Source organism: Novosphingobium tardum (genome assembly GCF_042652045.1).
Classification (GTDB): Bacteria; Pseudomonadota; Alphaproteobacteria; order Sphingomonadales; family Sphingomonadaceae; genus Novosphingobium; species Novosphingobium tardum.
On the sequence record NZ_JBHSDR010000003.1, the window covers coordinates 1119367 to 1141102 of the forward strand.

The window sequence follows — 21736 nt, forward strand, 5'->3', positions numbered from 1 at the left end:
TCCCGCGTTTCAGTCGTTGCCGACATTGCTGTCAATAGCCGGCGCATATTCCACCGGTAGGCCCACGCCCTTCAATTGGGGGTCGATCACCTTGCGGTCGCCCACCACCACGAAGACCAGATCGTCGGGCTGAAGGTACTGGCGCGCCGCGGCGTCGATCTCGGTCGCCCCGATCGCGCGGTAGCGGGTGGGCAGCGTGGCATAGTAGTCGTCGGGGCGGCCGAGGCGGTCGTTAATGATGATGGCCGAGAGGATCTGCGCGCTGGTTTCGAAGCGATTGGGCAGTCCGCGAATGTTGCCGTCGGTCACCCGGTTGAGTTCCACCTGGTCGACCCCGCGTTTGGCGGGGAGCGCCTTCATGTCGGCGATCAGCAGCTTGAGCGCGTCGCCGGTGCGGTCCGCCTGGACCGGCGCGCTGACGGTGAGCGCGCGGGTGCCGAGCGGCTCCGACACGCCCGAGCGAACGCCGTAGCTCCAGCCCTTGTCCTCGCGCAGGTCGAGATTGAGCCGCGACAGGAAGCCGTTGCCGAGAACCTCGTTGGCAAGTTCGAGGGCTTCGTTCGACTGCCTTCCCGAAAGCGGCAGGGCGCGGCCTCCCACGATCACCGATTGCGGGGAATTGGGCCGGTCGATCACGACGATCCGCGGGTGCGGGGCGGGAATCGCGGCGTTAAGGTTCTTGGCCGGACGCGGGCTCGCCGGTGCCCGCCAGGTGCCGAAGTTGCGTTCGAGCAAGGGTAGCAATTCGGCCAGCGTGGTGTCGCCGACCACCGTTATCCGCGCGAGGTCCGGGCGCAGCCAGGTATCGTGCGCGCTGCGCAGATTTGCAGGGGTGAGGCGGGCAACTGCTGTCGCATCGCCCAATCCGCTGCCGGGCACGCCATAGGGGTGGTCGGCTCCGTAGATCAGCGGTGCAATCGCGCGTCGGGCCAGGCCGACCGGCGAGGCAAGTTCCTGTCCGATCTCGGCGACGCGCTGGTCTGCCAGCCGCTTGACCTGATCGGGCGCAAACGCAGGATTTCGCGCGACGTCGGCCATCAGCGCGAGCGATGGGGCGAGATTGGGCGCCAGGGCGCTCAGCGTTATGGCGCTGGAATCGAGGCTGGCGCCAGCATTGATGCTCGCGCCGAGCCGTTCCTGCTCTTCCGCGATGGCGACGCTGTCGCGGGTCGTCGTTCCCTCCTCGAGCAGCGCAAGCATCAGCGATTGGGTGCCCAGCGCATCGTGCGGATCGGCGGCGAAGCCCGCGTCGAAATTCATGCTGACGAGCACCTTGGGAACGGTCGTCCGGCGAGCGAAGGCTACCGGAATGCCGTTCGAGAGGGTCGCGCGCTCGATCGCCGGGAACGCTAGATCGCCAACCGGCAGCACCGGCGGAACTGGGCGTGGCGGGCCGGTGACAATCTTCGCGGCAGGCTTCTTCGCGTCGGGTTTGGGCAGCGGGCTCGTCGCCTCGTCGCCCCAGCCGCCCATCTTCGCGCCGTCCTCGGTCCGTGCGCCGGGAACGATGGCCAGCTTGTAAACGGGTCGGGTCAGCCAGCGCTGCATCGCCGCGGTGACTTCTTCCGGCGTCAGCGAGGCGATCACGGCGAGGTCCGCCTTGTACTTCTCGGGATTGCCGGAATAGAGCAACCCTTCGGCCAGCGTCGCGCCCTTGCCGCCGAAGCCGCCGACGCTTTCCAGTTCACCGATCTGGGACGAGACGTACTGCGTGGCAGCGCGGCGCAATTCGTCGGAGGTCGGTCCCTTGGCTATGAAGTCGGCGATCAGGGCGTCGAACCGTGCTTCCGCGACGGCGCGATCGACCCCGGGCTTCACCTCGATGTCGGCTTCGACAACCCCGGTCTGTTCATCGGTGTCGGCGTCGGCCGAGACATGCACAGCAAGTTGCTCGTCGCGGACCAGCGCGTTGTCGAGGCGCGAGCTTGAAAGGCCGCCGAGGACGCGCATCCCCATGTCGAGCGCTAGGGCATCGCGGTCGTTCAGGCCCGGTCCGCTCCACATCCGCACCAGCATGGTATCGGGAACCTGGTCCTTCATTTCGCGGCTGACCGGCGCGGGCAGGGTGACCGGACCGGCAGGCGGGTTCACCACCTTGGGTCCGCTGGCGATGTCGCCGAACCACTTTTGCACCAGCGGCCTGGCGGTCGCCGCGTCGATGTCGCCGGACAGCACGAGGACGGCGTTGTTGGGCGCATAGTGATCGGTGAACCACTTGCGCACGTCGCCCAGGCTGGCCGCATCGAGATCGGCGAGCGATCCGATCGTCGAATGGCGATAGGGATGGCCGACGGGATAAAGACCCTCGAGTGTCGCATAGCGAATGAGGCCATAAGGCTGGTTGTCGCCCTGGCGCTTCTCGTTCTGGACAACGCCGCGTTGCTTATCGAGCTTGTCCTGCGTCACCGCGCCTAACAGGTGGCCCATGCGGTCGCTTTCCATGAACAATGCCAGGTCGAGCGCGCCGGTGGGCACGGTCTCGACATAGTTGGTCCGGTCGAACGAGGTGCTGCCGTTGGTCGAAGTGGAGCCTGCGGCCTCGAGCGGAATGTCGAAGTTGGGCACGTTCTCCGAGCCGCCGAAGAAGAGGTGCTCGAACAAATGGGCGAAGCCGGTGCGCCCCTTGGGCTCGTGCTTGGAGCCTACGCGGTAATAGACGGTCACTCCGACGATCGGGGCCTTGCGGTCGGTGTGGACCAGCGTCGTCAGCCCGTTGGCGAGCGAGAATTGCTCGTAGGGAATGTCGACCGCTCGCACGAGGTCTGCCAGCGGCGCGGCGGGAGCGGCGGCTGCCGGCGAAGGCTCGGGCAGCCCTGCCACCGCGTTCTGGCGCGGAGCTGTCGCACAGCCGGCAAGAGCAAGAGCAAACAACGAGACAGCGAGGAAACGGCGCATGAAGACAACCCCGAAAGCGTGACGATTATGGCGGACTTGTAGCCACTTGGGCGCGCGAGGCTAGGGGGCTGTCACCGTTTCCCGGCTCACCGCATGGGCCGCGATGTCGGCGGGGGTGAAATGCACCGGCTTGAACCGGTGCGCCACGAACAGCGGGGCCTGGTCGGCATAGTGGGGGCTCGCCGGACGCGTTGTTGCGGCGCCGAAGGGCTGGATCGATTGCGAACTGACCGCGCCGCCCTTCGGCCACTCGATCATCATCACGAAACTGTCGCCGTGCTTGATCGGCAACCGCCCGTCTGGGGAGGTCTTGATCCAGCTCGTCGCAGCACGCAGCGTGTCGCCGCCACCGTCCATCGGCAGGTCAACCTTGCCTTGCCGCAGCCTGATCACCGCGCCGAGCGGCGGGTCGATCCGGCCGAAATGACGCTGGAGGTGATGGACCGCCTTTGCCAGCTCGAACTGGGGATCGGGCGGCGGCCGGTGATTGTAGCTGCGCGACATGGCCTCTTCGAGCACCATCACCGCCAGGGCATCCGCCGGTCCCCGTCCATCGGCGGTGTAGTCCCACTGGGCCAGCAGCTTCTGACCGGCGGCAAGATCGGGCGTGCGGCGCAAGTCGAGTGCTGCGATCGCATCGAGCATCCAGGCGACGTAGCCGGTGCGCTCGTAGCCGGTGTCGAACTTTATCGCGTAAAGCTCGCGTCGGCCGATCGGGTTCGTGGCTGCAAGCAGCTTGCCCGCGCGGCGCGACCGATTGGTCTCGTCGAGCTCCACGCCCAGAAGCGCCGAAGTCGCCGAGGGGTCGAGATCGCTACCCGGCCCGGCTGCCAGGAACGGCGTGTTATTGGAGTTGTAGAGGTAACCTGAAGCCGGGTTGAGGTAGTGTGGGATCTGGTCCGGGGCTACCGCTTCGCGCCAGATCAGGTCCGAGCGGTCACCCGGAAGCACGCGACGCCAGTCGAAGCCTGGCTTCCGCTTGGGAAAAGCGGCGTTGTAGAGATAGGCGATGTTTCCTGCGCGGTCCGCGTAGAGGAAATTGGTCGATGGCAACGGATGGCGCGCCATGATCTGCTGCCATTCCGCAAAGTCCCGCGCCTTGTTGAGATGATAGTAGTCGCCGACGCTGGCGATGCTGTCGATCCCGCCATAGCGGAAAGCGAATGCGCCGCGGGAGTTGACGATCGCCGGGCCATGCGCCGATCGCCAGACCTCCTTGGGTATCGGCAGCACGAACGGGCCGAAGCGGACCGGAAGCCAGACTCGCTCCCTGCCAAGCGGCCGCCATGAGCCGTCGAGGCGATACTTCGTGCCGTCTCCGTTCAAGACGAGTTTGTAGACGTCGACCAGATCGGGGCGATTGACGGTATTTGTCCAGCCGAGCGTTTCGTTGTGGCCGAGGGCAAGGAACGGCATGCCTGGGAACAGCGCCCCGGCCATGTGCCAGCCCTGATCGCTCTGGACGACAATCTCATACCACGCCACGCCGCCCCACCAGGGCTGATGCGAGTTCGAGACGAGCCGCGTAATGCCGTCGTCCGCGCGCCGCGGGGAAATGGCAAAGGCGTTCGATCCGGCGAGCGCGCCATCCTCTCCGATGGGCAATGGGGCGGGCCGGACGGTCGGGGTGCTGATGATGTCGCCGCCGCCATGGCGATAGTCGGGGAGCGGCCTGCCATCCAGCGCCGGTCCGGGATCGAGAGGAACGGACTTGCCCTCGACAAGCGCGCCGATCGTCCGGTCGAGGCCGAAGAAGAACGGCTGGCGCAAGGCAAAGCCCGCCGCGATATCGCGTCCGTTTACCGGGAACAGGCGCGCCAGCTTGATCTCGGCCGGGTGGCGCGCGGCGTAGAGGTTGAGGCCGCTCGCATAACCGTCGAGCAGCGCTTTCACATCCGCCGGAAGCGCCGCGTAGTGCCGATCGACGGTGCCGCGTGCATCGAGCAGGTGGAACGCGAAGTCGATCTTGGCTCCGTCAGCTCCAGCAATCGCGCCGTACCGGCCCCGGGTCATCGCCACCACATCCTGCAGGGTGAAGAAGTCGTCCTCGGCGTGGGCCCAGGCAATGCCGAACGCGACGTCGGCGTCGCTCTTCCCGTGCACGTGCGGCACGCCGAATTCGTCGCGAGTGATTTCGACCTTGTAGGGACGGGCTGGCGGGGCGATGCCGGGCCGGGCCATCAGGGGTTCCCAGGTCATCAGCGCAATGAGGCTGATCAGAACCAGCGCCAGCATGCCCCAGCCCAACCGTGCACCCCATCTGCGCGCCATTACCAAACCCCCTGAACCTGCATGGAGTTGTGGCACCCACCGCCGCGCCTGTCGATGACGATCCGGGAAATTAGAGCTGGCGTCTTGTGTTGCCAAAGGGCAACACTATCTTCGGCGAGCAGGAGGACCACCACACCATGAACCTCGAGAAATTCACCGACCGCGCCAAGGGCTTCCTTCAGGCCGCACAGACTGTCGCGATCCGCATGAATCACCAGCGGATCACGACCGAGCACCTGCTCAAGGCGCTGCTCGAGGATGGCGAGGGGATGGCTTCGGGCCTGATTCAGCGCGCCGGTGGTGACCCTCGGCAGGCCGAAGCCGCGGTCGATACTGCGCTGGGCAAGATACCCGCAGTGTCGGGCAGCGGCGCACAGGCGACTCCGGGACTCGACAACGATGCAGTCCGCATGCTCGACCAGGCAGAGCAGATAGCGACGAAGGCTGGCGACAGCTTCGTCACGGTCGAACGCATGCTGGTGGCCATCGCGCTCGCCACCACGACCGCCGCGGGGCAGGCCCTGAAGTCGGCGGGCGTCAGTGCGCAAGCGCTCAACACCGCCATCGAAGCGCTGCGCAAGGGCCGCTCGGCCGACAGCGCGAGCGCCGAAAATGCCTATGACGCGATGAAGAAGTATGCCCGCGACCTCACCGAAGCGGCGCGTGATGGCAAGCTGGACCCCGTGATCGGGCGGGACGAGGAGATCCGCCGCACGATCCAGATCCTTGCCCGGCGGACCAAGAACAACCCGGCGCTGATCGGCGAGCCCGGCGTCGGCAAGACCGCGATTGCCGAGGGCCTCGCGCTGCGCATCGCCAATGGCGACGTGCCCGACAGCCTCAAGGACCGTCGCCTGATGGCGCTCGACATGGGTTCGCTGATCGCAGGCGCGAAATATCGCGGCGAGTTCGAGGAACGGCTGAAGGCCGTGCTCGACGAGGTGAAGGGGGCCGAAGGCGAGATCATCCTGTTCATCGACGAGATGCACACCCTGATCGGCGCGGGGAAGTCGGAAGGTGCGATGGATGCTTCCAACCTGCTGAAGCCCGCGCTGGCCCGCGGCGAACTGCATTGCATCGGCGCGACGACGCTCGATGAGTACCAGAAGCACGTCGAGAAGGACCCTGCGCTGCAGCGGCGGTTCCAGCCCGTGTTCGTGGGCGAGCCAACGGTCGAGGACACGATCAGCATCCTGCGCGGGCTCAAGGACCGCTATGAACTGCACCACGGCGTGCGGATCACCGACGGCGCGATTGTCGCCGCTGCAACGCTCAGCCACCGTTACATCGCCGACCGCTTCCTGCCCGACAAGGCGATCGACCTGATGGACGAGGCCGCCAGCCGTATCCGCATGGAGGTCGAGAGCAAGCCCGAGGAGATCGAAACGCTCGACCGGCGGATTATCCAGCTCAAGATCGAGGAAATGGCCCTGGCCAAGGAAAGCGACCAGCCTTCGAAGGACCGGCTGGGGACGCTGCGGGGCGAGCTTGCCAATCTCGAGCAGCAGTCGGCAGAACTGACCACGCGCTGGCAGAACGAGCGCGACAAGATCGCGGCGGAAGGGAAGATCAAGGAACAGCTCGACACCGCGAGGATCGAACTGGAACAGGCGCAGCGTTCGGGCGACCTCGCGAAGGCGGGCGAGCTTTCATACGGCCGCATTCCCGAACTGGAACGGCAACTCGCCGAGGCCGAAGGCGTCGGCGACAACGCGCTCCTGCGCGAGGAAGTCACCTCCGAGGATATCGCGGCGGTCGTCAGCAAGTGGACCGGCATCCCGGTTGAGCGGATGATGGCGGGAGAGCGCGAGAAGCTGCTCCAGATGGAGGACATCATCGGCCAGCGCGTCATCGGCCAGGATGCGGCCGTGCGCGCGGTGTCCAAGGCGGTGCGCCGGGCCCGCGCCGGTCTTCAGGATCCCAACCGCCCGCTCGGCTCGTTCCTGTTCCTGGGGCCGACTGGCGTCGGCAAGACCGAACTGACCAAGGCGCTCGCCGGCTTCCTGTTCGATGACGACAGCGCGATGGTTCGCATCGACATGTCCGAGTTCATGGAAAAGCACGCGGTGAGCCGGCTGATCGGCGCGCCTCCGGGCTACGTCGGCTACGACGAGGGCGGGGTGCTCACCGAAGCGGTCCGGCGCCGGCCTTATCAGGTCGTGCTCTTCGACGAGGTCGAGAAGGCACACGCCGACGTGTTCAACGTGCTCCTTCAGGTGCTCGACGACGGCCGTCTGACCGATGGCCAGGGGCGCGTGGTGGACTTCACCAACACCCTGATCATCCTGACCAGCAACCTCGGCAGCCAGTACCTTGCCAACCTCGAGGAAGGACAGGACGTCTCGGCGGTCGAGCCGCAGGTGATGGAGGTCGTCCGCGCGCACTTCCGGCCCGAATTCCTGAACCGGCTCGACGAGATCATCCTGTTCCACCGTCTCGGCCAGGAGCACATGGCGCCGATCGTGGACATCCAGGTCAAGCGCGTCGCCAACCTGCTCAAGGATCGCAAGATCACGCTCGACCTTACCGAAGCCGCCAAGCGCTGGCTGGGCCGGGTGGGATACGATCCGGTCTACGGTGCCCGTCCGCTGAAGCGTGCGGTGCAGAAGCACCTCCAGGATCCTCTCGCGGAGAAGCTCCTCGGCGGGGAAATTCCCGACGGGGCGGCGGTGCGGATCGACGAGGGTGACGGCGCGCTGGCCATCGCGGTCGCGTAACCCGCGTGGGGGCGCGGGGAATAAATCTCGCGCCCCCAACGTGCCGGTCTAGAAGGGGCGGCCCGGAGGCCCGGACAGGTCCAGCGGCGTGGCCCGGATCCACTTCGAGAGGATAAGCTTGCGCCCGCCCGTGACGGGGAGGCCGGCATGCCATGTGCGTTCATCGGGACGGCCGTCTGGGGTCACGTTGTCGAAAAGGATGGCGTCGCCCATCCCGCCGCGAAATCTTGCGGGGATACGCGGGAAGTCGGTTTCCCCGCCGGAAAAATCGTCTCCCAGCGTGACCAGGAAGGTCTTTGTCCGCTGGTTAGGCTCGCCCGGAATAGCGTCGCTGTGAAGTCTGTATTCGTCGCCGGGTTGGTAGCTTAGCACCTGCAGCGGTTCGCCCTGCTCATAAGTCGTTCCGGTGGCTGCCGCGATCCGGCGGTTGATCGCGTGAAGGACCGGATCCTCCATGACGAACGGAAAGGCGGCGCTGTGCGCGCGGCGCACGGGATCGTTCACGAAGCGACCGGTCTGGGGGTGAATTACCACCGCAGGCCGGAGAAAGTCCTGCGCCAGGTCAGTCACGTACCGGCACTCGGCGGCGGACATGAATCCGGCGAGGCGTTCGATCCGGGGGCTTTCATGCGCAATTGCAGACAACGGGCGCCTTAGCGGATCCCCCGCATCGTCGATGGCCATATTCGCCAGCAGATCGTGCTGTCTGTTCGCATGCGGGTCATGGCTGGCATTCGCTGCAATCAGATCGAGCGCGCGCCGCCACTCGCGCCCGGAACCGCCTGCACCGTTGGCAAGCATCGCGATGTGCACGGCTGCGACTTCATGGAGGCCGAGTTCCGCCGCCCTGCCGTAAAGCGCCCGGGCCTCGCCCAGATCGCGGCGGATGGGATCGCCAGCCAGGCGCCAGTCCGCAAGCTGCGCAGCGGCAAGCGCGTTCCCCTGGTTCATCGATTCGCTCAGCAGGCGGTATGCTCCGGCCACTTCGCCGCGCTCAGCCAGCGCGAGTGCCTGCTGTACCGCTGCCGGATAGCCCGAGTTCGTCATGCTGGGGCGCTACCAAGAAAAAGGGGGCCGGAACAGCGTTCCGACCCCCCAATTCGTTCAGGCAGTGCGTTCGATCAGAAGTTCGCCTTCACGCCGGTGTAGAAGTACCGACCGCGGTTGTCGAAGATGCCCGAGCCGCCACCGACGCCGGTCAGGCCGTACGGAGGCATGCGGTTCGCGACGTTGTCGACACCGAAGTAGATGTTGAACTGATCGGTAACGTCGAGCGCAACCCGGACGTCCATGTAGGCAGTGTCCGGATACTTCTTGACCGCAGCGTAGTCCGCGTTCTGCGGCGGCAGGCCGTTCAGCGGATTGAAGTCCTCGTAAGTGTTCAGATACTGCTTGCCGATCCAGCGGATCTGGTAGCCGGCAGTGAACTTCTTGTACTTCACGCTGGCGTTGAGGTTCACCTGATCCTGGGGATCGCCCAACTCGTTGATGATCCGGTTCTTGAACGCCGGGTTCTGCGGGTTGGTGAACGCATCGTTCTGCAGGACGTGGGTCCACAGGGCGTTCAGGTTAACGGTCCAATCGCCTTCGACATAACGATAGTCGAGCTGGCTATCGATGCCGCGCACCTTCAGCTTGGCGAAGTTGGCCGACGACTGGAGAAGCGAACCTTCCAGGATCTGGAAGGGAATTTCGCCAGCCGGACCGGTCGCCGCGGTGTTACGCGTGAACAGTCCGCAGAACGGGTTGTTCAGATCGGGCGAGTCGTAGCAGAGATTGGCAATCTGCTGCGCCGAAACCGCCGAGATCACGTCGTTGACAGTGATGTCATAGTAGTCGGCCGAGAGCGACAGACCCGGGATGAACCGGGGCTGCAGCAGGATGCCGCCCGTGTACGAGTCCGAGGTTTCCTCAGTCAGGTTCGGGTTGCCGCCGCTGCTGATCTCGAGCGAGGACGAATACACGAAGTCGTAACCCGCCGGGCGTCCCGCCGCGTTGCAGTTCGCCACGCGGGTGGCAGAGCCGGTCGCGAGGTTACGTGCAGAGCACGGATCGGCAAAGCCCGGAGCGAAGTTCTGACCCGCGGGCGAGTAGATTTCCGAGAGGTTCGGCGCACGGACCGAGCGGGCATACGTCCCACGCAGCGTGACGTCGTTGATCGGCTTCCAGGTGACTTCGCCGCCGTAGGCATAGGTCGTGCCCGTGGCGCCCTTGTAGTCCGACACCCGGCCGTTGCCGCGCAGCGTCAGCTCCTCGAAGAACGGAGTGTCCTTGAGCAGCGGGATCTGGATTTCGGCATAGGCCTCCTTCACCGAGAACGACGGCGAAGTGAAGCTCGGGATTGCGTTGTAGAACGCGTAGCCCGCCTGGGTCAGATCATCGAGATCGTAACGCAGCGTTTCCTTGCGGTACTCCGCACCGACCGAGAAGCCGACCGGGCCGCCCGGCAGGTTGAAGAACCCGCTGGTATCGCCGGTCACGAAGCCGCCGAAGTTCAGCTGGGTGATCTTGCCGCTGGCGCGCGAGTCGACGAGCACGTACTTGCGCGCCGCGTCGGTTACCGAGCCCACGCCGAACGGATTGATCGGAACGCAGGCCGCGATGTCGGCGGCAAGCTTCGGATCGTCGCCGGCGCTGAGCGGGGAGCCCGTCAGGTACGAGATCGTGCCGGCCGGGTTGAGCTGCGAACGGCAGACGATGTTGCCATTGGCGTCGCGCGTGGTGTCGAGACCCAGCAGGTAGCGCTGGATGTTGACGTTGCCGGCGATGATGTTCTTTTCCTTGTGCTCGCCATAGTTGGCAAACACTTCGTAGTTCCAGTCATCGTTGAAGTCGCCGCGCACGCCGATCACGCCGCGATAGGTCTCGCGGGTGATGTCCTCGTCGCGGATGCCAAAATCGGTCCAGTTGCGACGAAGACTGAAGCGGAAGGTTCCCGCCGTGACCGCTGCCTGCTGAGCGGCAAGCGACGCAGCACTAAGCGCTGCACCAGTGTTCGGGTTGACCGTCGTCGCCAGGAACTGCTGCGTCAGGAGCGAACGCGCCTGGCTGCTCAGGTACGGATTGTCCAGGCGGACGCGCTCGCGCCCGCCGGGATCGCCCAGCGTGGCACCCTGCGAGAAGAACGGACCGCTCTGCGAACCGAAAGCTTCCGAACGGACGTACTTGGCTTCCAAGAACGGCACGAAAGCAGGGCTGATCTCGTAATGCGCGATCAGGTTGGCCGAATAGCGCTGCAGATCGGGCGAAAGGGCAAGCAACTTGCCCTCGCGGTTGGTCAGTCCGTTACCGCCGAGGAAATTCCCCGTCGGGCCAAGGCCGATACGGGTTCCGGTTTGCGGCACAAGGGTACCGTCGGGCTGGAACAGGAACGAGCAGGCGTAAGCCGCAACGTTGAAGCCACAAGGCGCCGTGGTCGGGTTCGGGAAAGCCAGAACCGATCCACCAAGCGCGAGGCTGGCAAAACGGATGTCGTTGTAGAACGCCCGGTCGGGAACGCCGTCCGATCCGTTGACCGAGCCGCCCGGGTCGGTGTCGACGACGACGAAGTTCCGGTTGTAGCGCAGCGAGGGACGCCCGGGGGCGTAGAAATCCTGGCTGTGCGCGTATTCGACGTTGAGCGCGATGTTGCCGCGGTCATCCGAGCCGAAGTTCGTGCCCGCCGTCATCGAGACGAACTGGTTGCCCGCGTCCTTGTACTTGGAGACGCCGGCCTGGCCGCGAAGCTGGATGCCCTCGAAGTCATCCTTGAGGATGAAGTTGACGACGCCCGCAATGGCGTCGGAACCGTAGACCGCCGAAGCGCCGCCGGTCACGACGTCGATACGCTCGATCAGGTCCGAAGGGATCGTGTTGGTGTCGACCGAGACGCCGTTCGAAAGCACGTCGGAACCGACGTGGCGGCGACCGTTGACGAGCACCAGGGTGCGCTGGGTGCCGAGACCGCGAAGATCGAGGAGGTTAAGGCCGCGGGTGCCGAGAAAGCGCGTGCCGTTCTGCTGGCTGAAGGTGCTGCGCAGCTGCGGCAGTTCGTTCAGCAGGTCGCCGACCGAGATGTTGCCGGTCTCGAAAACCTGCGCGCCGGTGACGACGGCGACCGGGTTGGCCGATTCGAGGTTCGGCTGGCGGATGCGCGAGCCGGTAACGACGATCGTTGAGCCTTCCTGATCGTCGCATACGGCGTTGCCGTTGGCGTCGACGCAGTTCGCCGTGTCGACCGCGGCGGTTTCATCAGCCGGGGCAGCCTGCGCGTAAGCCGCCGACGAACCGCCGACAGCCGCGAAAGCGACCAGGGCCGCCGAATAAAGAGAAGTCGTCCCGCGAAGCGCGGGCTTGATGGATAATGCCACGGTGTCAGTCCCTTCACACCAAAAGTCCGACTGTGCCGGACATTCCTGTTGAATTTTGCGAGTGCCCCGCTGGCTTGCCATCCCTCTGTTGTTGATCCCGGGGACGCACAGGCCAGTAAGATCGTGGGACGTTGGGGTCTCCGTGCGTTTGCAGCAACTTGCGATTTGCCGTGAAGTTACGATTGTGACCTTTCTGTTGCAAATCGACAACACGCCCGGCTTTCGCGACAGAGCGCGCCGCCCGACCGCGTTGCTTGACCGCTTCGACTGTCCGCTTTAACCGGTCGATTAAACCTTCCTGGGAGAATCGTTGTGGCCAGTGCCTATATCGTTGATGCAGTGCGGACCGCCGGCGGACGTCGCGGCGGCCGACTTGCCGGAACCCATCCGGTCGATCTCGCGGCCGCCTCGCTCGACGCCTTGGTCGAGCGGACGGGTGTCGATCCGAATGCCGTCGAGGACGTTATCATGGGTTGCGTCACCCAGGCGGGCGAGCAGTCGATGCAGGTCGGGCGCAACGCCGTTCTTGCCTCCAGGCACTTGCCGCAAAGCACGCCCGCGGTCACGATCGACCGCCAGTGCGGCTCGTCGCAGCAGGCAATCCAGTTCGCGGCGCAGGCGGTGATGTCGGGCACGCAGGACGTCGTGATCGCCAGCGGGATCGAGAGCATGAGCCGCGTTCCCATGGGCTCGAGCGCGATGTTTCACATGAAGGAGGGGCTCGGCAACTACAAGTCGCCCGGCCTCGAGGCGAAGTACCCGGGCATCATGTGGTCGCAGTTCGCCGGTGCCGAGATGATCGTGAAGAAGCACGGCCTCACCAAGGACGATCTCGACCGCTTCGCCTTCGAAAGTCACCAGAAGGCCATTGCCGCGACACAAGGCGGGGCGTTCCGTGACGAGATCGTGCCCATCACGATCGAGACTCCCGAAGGGCAGGCCCAGCATACCGTCGACGAGGGCATCCGCTTCGACGCCAGCCTCGAAGGCATCGCCGGGGTCAAGCTGCTGACCCCCGACGGCATGCTGACCGCTGCCAGCTCCAGCCAGATCTGCGACGGCTCGAGCGCGGCGCTGGTCGTATCCGAGGCGGCGCTGAAGACTTATGGCCTGACGCCGCTCGCCCGCATCCACACGTTGACAGTAACCGCCGGTGATCCGGTGATCATGCTGGAAGAGCCGTTGTTCGCGACCGATCGCGCGCTGCAGAAGGCCGGTCTCGCTATCGACGACATCGATCTTTACGAAGTGAACGAGGCGTTCGCCAGCGTACCGCTCGCGTGGCTCAAGCACACCGGCGCCGACCCGGCGCGCCTCAACGTCAATGGCGGCGCCATCGCGCTGGGGCACCCGCTGGGCGCCAGCGGCACCAAGCTGATGTCGACGCTGCTTCACGCGCTTAAGGCGCGGGGCAAGAAGTACGGCCTGCAGACGATGTGCGAAGGCGGCGGCGTCGCCAACGTCACGATCGTCGAGATGGTCTGATCGTCCCGGGCTCCGGCGAAAGCCGCAGCCGATCCCGCGCGGCAGCGTCCCCGCAAGGTTACGAAGTTCGGACCCTGGCCTGCGCGCCGGGGATCATGAGAGGAAGACAAGAATGAAACTCGACAACACAGTGGCCGCGGTCGTTACCGGCGGAGCTTCGGGCCTGGGCGCCGCCACTGCGCGGGCGCTTGCGGACAAGGGCGTCAAGGTCGCGATCTTCGACCTGCAGGAAGAGAAGGGCAAGGCCGTCGCAGCCGAAATCGGCGGCGTGTTCTGCGAGGTCAACGTGACCGACGACGCATCGGTCGACGCCGGCTTCGCCAAGGCGCGCGAGGCTCATGGCCAGGAACGCATCCTCGTCAACTGCGCGGGCACCGGCAACGCCATCAAGACCGCATCGCGCAGCAAGGAAGACGGCTCGATCAAGCACTTCCCGCTCGAGGCCTTCAACTGGATCATCCAGATCAACCTTGTCGGGACCTTCCGCTGCATCGCCAAGTCAGCGGCCGGTATGCTGACGCTGGAGCCGCAGGAAGACGGCGACCGCGGCGCGATCGTCAACACCGCCTCGGTCGCCGCCGAGGATGGCCAGATCGGCCAGGCGGCCTATTCGGCCTCGAAGGGCGGCGTCGTGGGCATGACCCTGCCGATCGCGCGCGACCTGTCGGGCGAAGGCATTCGCGTCAACACCATCCTGCCGGGCATCTTCGACACCCCGCTGCTGGCCGGCGCGCCCCAGAACGTGCGCGATGCGCTCGGTGCCTCGGTTCCCTATCCCAAGCGGCTCGGCAATCCGACCGAGTATGCCCAGCTTGCCATGACGATGATCGAGTGCGGGTATTTCAACGGCGAGGACGTGCGGCTCGACGGCGCGATCCGCATGGCCCCGCGCTGAGAGACAGGAGCACCTGACGATGGGCGACTACAGCCAGATCAATTATGAAGTCGCCGATCGTGTCGCCACGATCACCCTGAACCGTCCTGAAAAGATGAACGCGTTCACCGACACCATGCGGCTGGAGATGCACGACGCGTTCGACCGCAGCGACGCGGACGACGAAGTCCGCGCGGTGATCGTTACGGGGCAGGGGAACCGCGTATTCTGCGCCGGCGCCGACCTGACCCCTTCGGACGGTCGCGCCGTGTTTTCGAGCGGCGAGGCGGTTTCCGACCTGTCCGATCCCATCGTGCGCGACGGCGGCGGCAAAATGACCTTGCGCATCTTCCAGTCGGTCAAGCCGGTGATCGGGGCGATCAACGGCGCGGCGGTCGGCGTGGGCGTTACCATGCAGCTGCCGATGGACATCCGCCTCGCCAGCACGACCGCGCGCTTCGGCCTTGTCTTCGCGCGACGCGGGATCGTGCCCGAGGCGGCGTCGAGCTGGTTCCTGCCGCGCATCGTCGGCCTGCCGCAGGCGCTCGAGTGGTGCATGACCGGGCGTGTTTTCGACGCCGAGGAGGCGCTTCGCGGCGGCCTCGTGCGTTCGCTCCACGCTCCGGAGGATCTGATGCCGGCGGCCCGGGCGCTGGCGGCCGAAATCGCCGAGAACACCAGCGCGGTATCGGTGGCGATGACCCGCGCGATGTTGTGGCGCGTGCCGTGGGCGGATCACCCGATGGCCGCGCACAAGATCGACAGCCGGGCGATCTATCGCCTGTCGAAGGGCGTCGATGCGGCCGAGGGTGTGGCCAGCTTCCTCGAAAAGCGTCCCGCCGCCTTTCCCGGAAAGGTCAGCAGCGACATGCCCGACTTTTATCCGTGGTGGAGCGAGCCCGACTACGCATGAGCGACGATCCGGCGCCTTGCAACGACACCCCGGGCGCCCGCGCGCTCCTGCTGGAAACCGCCAGCGCGATCATGCGCGAGGGCGATATCGTCGACATCTCGCTGTCCGAGCTGAGCCTGCGTTCGGGCCTGAACTCGGCCCTGGTGAAGTATTACTTCGGCAACAAGGCCGGGCTGATGAAGGCCTTGCTCGACCGCGACATGGCGACGATCACCGGCGGCGTAGGCGCGCTGCTGCACAAGGAGATGGATCCCGAAGCCAAGTTGCGGCGCCATCTGTCGGCGATGATCGACACGTTCTTCGCTTACCCCTACCTCAACCGCCTGCTGATGAGGCTGGTTCGCGACAGCGACGAGGCGGAGGCGCGCCGCATCGCCGAGACCCACCTTGTCCCGCTGCACAAGGCGTACGACCAGTTGATTCGTGAGGGGGTGGAGACCGGCGTGTTCCGCCGGATCGACCCGCAACTGTTCTATTTCTTCGCGACCGGCGCGGCGGATCGGTTCTTCTCCGCGCGGCTCGTGCTGCGGCACTGCTTCGATCAGGATACCCTCACCGAGGAACTGCGCGACCGCTATCGCGATCATGTGATCGACCTGACGATGGCCGCGATCCTCGCGCGCGGAAGCGCGCCTGCATGAGCGGCGCGGTCCTGCATGATTACTGGCGCTCCTCCGCCGCCTATCGGGTCCGGATCGTCCTCAATCTCAAGGGCGTGGACTACACCGCTCACCCCGTGGATCTTCGGCTGGGCGAGCAAACGCACGACGATTATCTCGCTCTAAACCCGCAAGGGCTGGTGCCGACGCTGGAAATCGACGGGCTTGTCCTGACCCAGAGCCTGGCGATCATCGACTACCTCGATGCGACTCACAAGGACCCGCCGATGGTCTCGTCCGATCCGGCGCGGCGATCGCGTACGCTTGCCCAGGCCTTGGTCCTCGCGGCCGATACCCATCCGCTGAACAACCTGCGCGTCCTCAACTACCTTCGCGAGGAATTCGGCGCGGACGAGGCGCGGGTCGAGCGGTGGATCCAGCGCTGGATCACCTCGGCGTTCGAAACGCTCGAGCGCGATGCACCGCGGGACGGTTTCTTCGGCGGCGATGCGCCCGATCTTGCCGACGTGTGCCTCGTCCCGCAGATGTACAGCGCGCGCCGCTTCAACATGGACCTGCAGGATTTCCCCCGGCTGCTGCGGATCGATGCCGCGATGCGCGCGCTGGAACCTGTCGCGCGCGCTGCACCCGAAGCGGTCAATCCGGACTGAATCCGCTCGCCCCTTGCGTGCCGGTGAGGTTGCATTAGAAACCTTTGCAACATGCCCCACCGACACACCCGCCTGGCCGAGTTCATGCCCTACCGGCTTTCGATCACCAGCAACGCGGTGAGCGACATGATCGCCGACAAGTATCGCGCGCGTTTCGGCCTGAAGATTCCCGAATGGCGGGTCATGGCGGTGCTGGGCGATGCAGGCCCGCGGACCCAGCGCGAACTCGTCAATGCGACGCTGATGGACAAGGTGGCGGTCAATCGCGCGTGCAAGGTGCTGGAAGATCGAGGCCTTGTGGTCCGCAATCCCAACGTGGCCGACGGCCGCTCGCACCACCTCGCCCTGACCGCGGTAGGAGAGACGATGCACGGCCAGATCATGCCGCTGGCCGAGGACATGTACCAGCGCATCTTCGCATGCCTGACCGCCAAGGAAACCGAGGTATTGCGTGCGACGCTGGGCAAGCTCCTTGCCAGCGTCGAATCGCTCGAACGGGCCGAAGCCTGACCCGACAACCCTCACTCTTGCCCGCGAGGCGATCTGACCGATGAAACTGGCATCACTTCCGCAGGGGCGCGACGGGCGGCTGATCGTCGTGTCCGACGATCTCGCCTGGTACGCCGATGCCGATCACATCGTGCCGACCATGCAGGCGCTGCTCGACGACTGGGATCGCTTCGCGCCCGAGGTTGAATCGCTCGCGATCGAGCTTTCCCATGAGGCTATTCCACGGAAGCGCTTCCACGAGCGCGAGGCGGCGGCACCGCTGCCGCGTGCCTATCAATGGGCTGACGGCAGCGCCTACGTGAACCATGTGGAACTGGTCCGCCGCGCGCGAGGGGCCGAACTTCCTGAAAGCTTCTGGAACGACCCGCTGATGTATCAGGGAGGCAGCGATGACCTGCGCCCCGGCCGCTCACCAATCGCGCTCGCGGACGAGGCCTGGGGCTGCGACATGGAGGCGGAGATCTGCGTCGTGACCGGTGACGTCCCGCAAGGGGCAACGCGCGACGAGGCACTGAAGCAGGTCCGTCTGGTCGGACTGGTCAACGACGTTTCGCTGCGCAACCTCATCCCGGGCGAACTGGCGAAGGGGTTCGGCTTTGTCCAGGCCAAGCCCGCCACGGCGTTCTCGCCGGTGTTCGTCACGCCCGATGCGCTGGGCAGCGCCTGGCGCGACGGAAAGCTGCATCACGCGTTGCAGGTCGACCTCAATGGCAAGCCCTTCGGACGGGCCGAGGCAGGCGAAGAGTGCACTTTCGACTTCGGTATCCTGATCGCTCACCTTGCCAAGACCCGCTCGGTCGGCGCCGGCTCGATCATCGGCAGCGGGACCGTTTCCAACCGCGATCCAGACGGCTCGCCCGGACGCCCTGTTTCCGCGGGCGGGCGCGGCTATTCCTGCATTGCCGAACAGCGGATGGTCGAACAAATCGCCAGCGGCGAAGCGACCACGCCGTTCCTGCGCTACGGCGACACGGTGCGGATCGAGATGCGCGACGACAAGGGCAAGAGCATCTTCGGCGCGATTGAGCAGGAAGTCGTTCCGCTCTAGCCCGCTCCGCCGCCTCGCTGCGCGAAGGCGGCGGCTTAGTGGTCCCTTACTGTCCGGGCTTGTGCGAGAAGGCGTCGCTGATCGAGCAGGCCGCCGGCCCCAAGATCACGATGAACAGCACCGGCAGGATGAACAGGATCAGCGGCACGGTCATGATCGCGGGAAGGCGCGCGGCCTTTTCCTCGGCGCGCATCATGCGCTCGTTCCGGAATTCGGCCGAGAGCACGCGCAGCGCGGATGCCAACGGGGTACCGTAACGCTCGGTCTGGACCATGGTCGTGACCACGCCCTTCACCGCATCGAGATTGACGCGATACGCCAGGTTCTCGAACGCCTGGCGGCGCTCGGTAAGGAACGACAGCTCGATCGCGGTCAGGGCGAACTCGTCGCCCAATTCGGGATAGGCGCGGCCCAGTTCCTTGGCGACGCGGTTGAACGCTGCGTCGACAGTCAGGCCGGCCTCGGCGCAGATCACCAGCAGGTCGAGCGCATCGGGAAGGCCCTTGCGAATGAGGTCGGTGCGCTTGTTGATCTTGTTCTTGATGAAGATGTCGGGGCCCTTGTAGCCCGCGCCGACAAACGCGGCGAAGGCCATGAACCGCTTCATCGTGCCCCATTCGGGGAATGTGTTCGTCCAGTAGACCAGAATCGCGCCGATCAGCCCGAGCACGATCGGCAGGATCATGCGCGCGAAGATGACCGCAACGGCCCACTCCTTCTTGCGGATACCGGCCTGGGCGAGCTTCTGCTGCACGTCCTTGAGCTGGCTGTCCTGCAGCACCCGCAGCGATTGCAGGGTGTCGCGCATGCGATCGGTGGTCTCGTTCTTGCGGATGAGGCTCACGCGCTTCTTGGCGTTCGAGACCATCAGGCCCGACTTGAGCTGCTCGCGCCGTTCGGTCAGCGCCTTGACGCGCTTGGCCATGGGATCGCGCACGGTAACCGCGGCGTAGATCGCAAGCAGGATCGCCATCGTCGCCATCGCCACGAGGATCGAGCCGACCCAGATGACATCGAAGCCGAGAAGCGTCGGACCGGGAGAGGAGTTGAGCATGTTGGTTCGTTCCGCTCGCTTAGATTTCGAAGCTGACCATCTTGGCCATGATGAAGGCCCCGATGGCCATCCACACGGCCCCGCCAAGCCCGGTGGCGATCAGGCGGTCGTCGCTGAAGAACCCGCTGAGGTATTTGGGGTTGATCCACCAGACCATCGTGAACACGAGGAACGGCAGCGATCCGACGATGTAGGCCGAGGCTTTCGATTCAGAACTCATCGCCCGGATTTTCAGCTTCATCTGCGCGCGCTTGCGCAGCACGTCCGCCAGGTTCGACAGCGTTTCGGCAAGGTTGCCGCCGGTTTCGCGCTGGATCGCCAGGGTGATGACAAAGAAGCTGAATTCGGGCGTATTGAGGCGATCGGCGGTTTCCTGAAGGGCATCCTCCATTGTACGGCCGATGCGGATCCGCTCTGTCACCATCTTGAATTCTTCGCCGACGGGCCCGGGAACCTCGGTGGCCACGACGCCCAGGGTCTCGGTCACGGGCAGGCCCGAGCGCAGGCCGCGGACGAGCAGCTCGATTGCGTCGGGGAACTTGGTCGTGAACTTCGCGCCGCGCTTCTTGATGTTGTAGTTGACGATAAAGTGCGGAAGACCGGCGCCGACGAACAGCCCCATGCCAAGCGAAAGCGCGGCCGCGTGGCTCTTGAGGAACACGATCATGGCCACGGCGACGGTCAGGCCAAGCGAGGTGTAGAGATACTGCTTAAGCGTCCAGCCCTTGCCGGTGCGGTGCAGCCGCAGCGCCAGGGCCTCGATCCGGCTGGCCGAGCCCGCAACCTGGTGGACCATCGGTTTGCGTGAAGCGATGGCCTTGCGGTACTGCGCCTCGACCTTGGCGTTCGTGCTGTCGGAATGGCGCAGGCGCAACGCCTGGAGGCGGCGCTGGCTTTCCTTTGACGTCGATGGTCCGGCGAACGCCGAATAGCCCAGGAACAGGACAAGCGTCAGCCCGCCGGCAATCAGCAGCAGCTGCATATTCATCCCTTTCGCCCGCCTTTCCTTGGTTCAGACATCGTGATGGCGGGAACGGCGCCGCCGGCAACCGCCGGCGGGCCGCGCCCGCATCGCTGGTTATTTCTTCGGCTTGTTGGGCAGCATCGCCTTGAGGTCGCCGATCTTGCCGAACAGCGACTTCTTCTGCGCCGCTTCCGTGCCTTCGCTTTCGTCGATCTGCACAGTGCCGAGGATCGCGGTCGCGACATCGCGCAGCGCTGCGCCGGCCTTGCTCGAGCGGTTGGCATCGGCGAACGTCTGACCGAGCTTGGCGGCGTTAGCTGCGGCCTTGAGGTCGTAAGGCACCAAGAAGTCGATCTTGCGCTCGATCGAGGCTTCGAAATCCGCCCGACTGATCTCTGCCATGCCCGGCTGGACCTTGTTGGCCACCACGATCGGGCGGGCGTGCGAGGCATTGGCCTTGAGCCACGACAGGAGCCGGATCGAATCGCGCGCCGAAGCCAACGTCATTTCAGTCGTCAGGACGATGACATTCATGTCGGCCAGAAGGTGCGGGAAGTTGATCAGCATGTTGCGCGGCAGATCGACCACGGTCATCTCGAATGCCTGGCGGAATTCCTCCTCCAGCTGCACGAATGCCGAACCGTCGGTCATCAGCGGCGAGCCGATCGGCGCTTCGGCCGAGAGGATCGCAAGGTTGTCGTTCGCGCGGATCATCGCGCGTTCGATGAACAGGCCGTCGATCCGGCTCGGGTTGTCGATCGCATCGGTCAGGCCGCGGCCCGGCTCCAGGTCGAGCGCGAGCGCGCCCGTACCGAAGTGCACGTCGAGGTCGAGCAGGGCGGTCGGCAGCTTGTGATCGGCACTGAACAGCCAGGCGAGGGAGGTGGCGACGGTGCTCGCGCCGACCCCGCCGCGCGTTCCGATCACTGCGGTCGAAATGTGCTGCTTTACGGTCTGCGCCTCATGGCTTTTGGGCGCCATGAAGATGGTCTGCGCGTTGACCAGCGAATCCCTGATCTGTGAGGCCGAAAGCGGCTTGAGCAGATAGTCGTGGATCCCGCTGGCGAGCAGGTCGCGATAGAGCCGCACGTCGTTGACCTGGCCGATGGCGATCACCACCGTGCCGGGCTCGCACACTTCGGCGAGGCCGTTGATGTCGTTCAGCGGATCGCCGCTTTCCGACAGGTCGACCATGAGGATGTTGGGGCTGGCCGTGATCGAGAGCGACTGGACCGCATTGCGCAGGCCGCCCTTGTTGCACTTCTCGGGCTGCCAGCCCATTTCGACGACCACAGGACGAAGGACGTCCAGGGCAGCTTCGTCACAGATGAACGCGGCGAAGGCATCGCGGCCGGTCTGGGCTGCCGGTTTCCAAGGCGCGTTCAT

15 protein-coding genes are annotated in these 21736 nt (G+C 65.3%); 8 read left to right on the forward strand and 7 right to left on the reverse strand.

The features are described 5' to 3' along the window. Positions 1–9 precede the first annotated feature (9 nt). Together ACFO0A_RS05615 and ACFO0A_RS05620 are read right to left on the reverse strand one after the other, a co-directional pair. Positions 10–2895, reverse strand: coding sequence for a M16 family metallopeptidase (locus ACFO0A_RS05615; protein WP_379537983.1), 2886 nt, complete (start codon positions 2893–2895; stop codon positions 10–12). Positions 2896–2955: 60 nt separating this feature from the next. Then, the gene (locus ACFO0A_RS05620) at positions 2956–5166 is read right to left on the reverse strand and encodes a penicillin acylase family protein (protein WP_379537984.1); all 2211 of its coding nucleotides are present in this window, start codon (positions 5164–5166) and stop codon (positions 2956–2958) included. 137 nt (positions 5167–5303) lie between these two features. Between ACFO0A_RS05620 and clpB the strand changes: the two genes are divergently transcribed. Then, positions 5304–7883: an ATP-dependent chaperone ClpB gene (gene clpB, locus ACFO0A_RS05625; RefSeq protein WP_379537985.1), complete on the forward strand. Its 2580-nt coding sequence runs from the start codon at positions 5304–5306 to the stop codon at positions 7881–7883. Between the two features lie 48 nt (positions 7884–7931). On the opposite strand, the gene ACFO0A_RS05630 is transcribed toward clpB, so the two are convergent. Both ACFO0A_RS05630 and ACFO0A_RS05635 read right to left on the reverse strand, forming a co-directional pair. After that, complete coding sequence (locus ACFO0A_RS05630) at positions 7932–8930, reverse strand: 2OG-Fe(II) oxygenase (RefSeq protein ID WP_379537986.1); 999 nt, start codon at positions 8928–8930, stop codon at positions 7932–7934. A gap of 74 nt (positions 8931–9004) precedes the next feature. Then, positions 9005–12232 (reverse strand): TonB-dependent receptor domain-containing protein, encoded by a 3228-nt coding sequence (locus ACFO0A_RS05635; RefSeq protein ID WP_379537987.1) that lies wholly within the window; start codon positions 12230–12232, stop codon positions 9005–9007. A gap of 312 nt (positions 12233–12544) precedes the next feature. On the opposite strand from ACFO0A_RS05635, the gene ACFO0A_RS05640 reads away from it, so the two are divergent. From ACFO0A_RS05640 to ACFO0A_RS05670, 7 genes are all read left to right on the forward strand, one after another. Beyond that, the gene (locus tag ACFO0A_RS05640; protein WP_379537988.1) at positions 12545–13717 is read left to right on the forward strand and encodes an acetyl-CoA C-acetyltransferase; all 1173 of its coding nucleotides are present in this window, start codon (positions 12545–12547) and stop codon (positions 13715–13717) included. A 112-nt stretch (positions 13718–13829) separates the two neighbouring features. Next, the gene (locus tag ACFO0A_RS05645) at positions 13830–14612 is read left to right on the forward strand and encodes an SDR family NAD(P)-dependent oxidoreductase (RefSeq protein WP_379537989.1); all 783 of its coding nucleotides are present in this window, start codon (positions 13830–13832) and stop codon (positions 14610–14612) included. 19 nt (positions 14613–14631) lie between these two features. Further along, positions 14632–15504: a crotonase/enoyl-CoA hydratase family protein gene (locus ACFO0A_RS05650; protein ID WP_379537990.1), complete on the forward strand. Its 873-nt coding sequence runs from the start codon at positions 14632–14634 to the stop codon at positions 15502–15504. After that, on the forward strand, positions 15501–16145 hold the full coding sequence (locus ACFO0A_RS05655; protein WP_379537991.1) for a TetR family transcriptional regulator: 645 nt from the start codon (positions 15501–15503) through the stop codon (positions 16143–16145). The genes ACFO0A_RS05650 and ACFO0A_RS05655 overlap by 4 nt, the downstream gene beginning before the upstream one ends. After that, complete coding sequence (gene maiA / locus ACFO0A_RS05660) at positions 16142–16774, forward strand: maleylacetoacetate isomerase (RefSeq protein ID WP_379537992.1); 633 nt, start codon at positions 16142–16144, stop codon at positions 16772–16774. Before ACFO0A_RS05655 ends, maiA begins: the two co-directional genes overlap by 4 nt. 51 nt (positions 16775–16825) lie before the next feature. Further along, complete coding sequence (locus ACFO0A_RS05665) at positions 16826–17284, forward strand: MarR family winged helix-turn-helix transcriptional regulator (RefSeq protein WP_379537993.1); 459 nt, start codon at positions 16826–16828, stop codon at positions 17282–17284. A gap of 40 nt (positions 17285–17324) precedes the next feature. After that, a complete protein-coding gene (locus ACFO0A_RS05670; protein ID WP_379537994.1) occupies positions 17325–18332 on the forward strand; it encodes a fumarylacetoacetate hydrolase family protein in 1008 nt (335 codons plus the stop codon). 46 nt (positions 18333–18378) lie between these two features. Here ACFO0A_RS05670 and ACFO0A_RS05675 read toward each other — a convergent pair whose 3' ends face one another. The 3 genes from ACFO0A_RS05675 to ACFO0A_RS05685 all read right to left on the reverse strand — a co-directional run bounded on the left by ACFO0A_RS05675 (position 18379) and on the right by ACFO0A_RS05685 (position 21736). After that, the gene (locus ACFO0A_RS05675; protein WP_379537995.1) at positions 18379–19386 is read right to left on the reverse strand and encodes a type II secretion system F family protein; all 1008 of its coding nucleotides are present in this window, start codon (positions 19384–19386) and stop codon (positions 18379–18381) included. A gap of 19 nt (positions 19387–19405) precedes the next feature. Further along, positions 19406–20374, reverse strand: a complete 969-nt coding sequence (locus ACFO0A_RS05680; protein WP_379537996.1) for a type II secretion system F family protein — start codon at positions 20372–20374, stop codon at positions 19406–19408. Positions 20375–20464: 90 nt separating this feature from the next. After that, positions 20465–21736, reverse strand: a complete 1272-nt coding sequence (locus ACFO0A_RS05685) for a pilus assembly protein CpaE (RefSeq protein WP_379537997.1) — start codon at positions 21734–21736, stop codon at positions 20465–20467.

Bases quoted from the DNA above. Each gene is read 5' to 3' on its own strand.
- ACFO0A_RS05615 (WP_379537983.1), bottom strand. From the start codon at position 2,895: ATGCGCCGTTTCCTCGCTGTCTCGTTGTTTGCTCTTGCTCTTGCCGGC.
- ACFO0A_RS05620 (WP_379537984.1), bottom strand. From the start codon at position 5,166: ATGGCGCGCAGATGGGGTGCACGGTTGGGCTGGGGCATGCTGGCGCTG.
- clpB (WP_379537985.1), top strand. From the start codon at position 5,304: ATGAACCTCGAGAAATTCACCGACCGCGCCAAGGGCTTCCTTCAGGCC.
- ACFO0A_RS05630 (WP_379537986.1), bottom strand. From the start codon at position 8,930: ATGACGAACTCGGGCTATCCGGCAGCGGTACAGCAGGCACTCGCGCTG.
- ACFO0A_RS05645 (WP_379537989.1), top strand. From the start codon at position 13,830: ATGAAACTCGACAACACAGTGGCCGCGGTCGTTACCGGCGGAGCTTCG.
- ACFO0A_RS05650 (WP_379537990.1), top strand. From the start codon at position 14,632: ATGGGCGACTACAGCCAGATCAATTATGAAGTCGCCGATCGTGTCGCC.
- ACFO0A_RS05655 (WP_379537991.1), top strand. From the start codon at position 15,501: ATGAGCGACGATCCGGCGCCTTGCAACGACACCCCGGGCGCCCGCGCG.
- maiA (WP_379537992.1), top strand. From the start codon at position 16,142: ATGAGCGGCGCGGTCCTGCATGATTACTGGCGCTCCTCCGCCGCCTAT.
- ACFO0A_RS05665 (WP_379537993.1), top strand. From the start codon at position 16,826: ATGCCCCACCGACACACCCGCCTGGCCGAGTTCATGCCCTACCGGCTT.
- ACFO0A_RS05670 (WP_379537994.1), top strand. From the start codon at position 17,325: ATGAAACTGGCATCACTTCCGCAGGGGCGCGACGGGCGGCTGATCGTC.
- ACFO0A_RS05675 (WP_379537995.1), bottom strand. From the start codon at position 19,386: ATGCTCAACTCCTCTCCCGGTCCGACGCTTCTCGGCTTCGATGTCATC.
- ACFO0A_RS05680 (WP_379537996.1), bottom strand. From the start codon at position 20,374: ATGAATATGCAGCTGCTGCTGATTGCCGGCGGGCTGACGCTTGTCCTG.
- ACFO0A_RS05685 (WP_379537997.1), bottom strand. From the start codon at position 21,736: ATGAACGCGCCTTGGAAACCGGCAGCCCAGACCGGCCGCGATGCCTTC.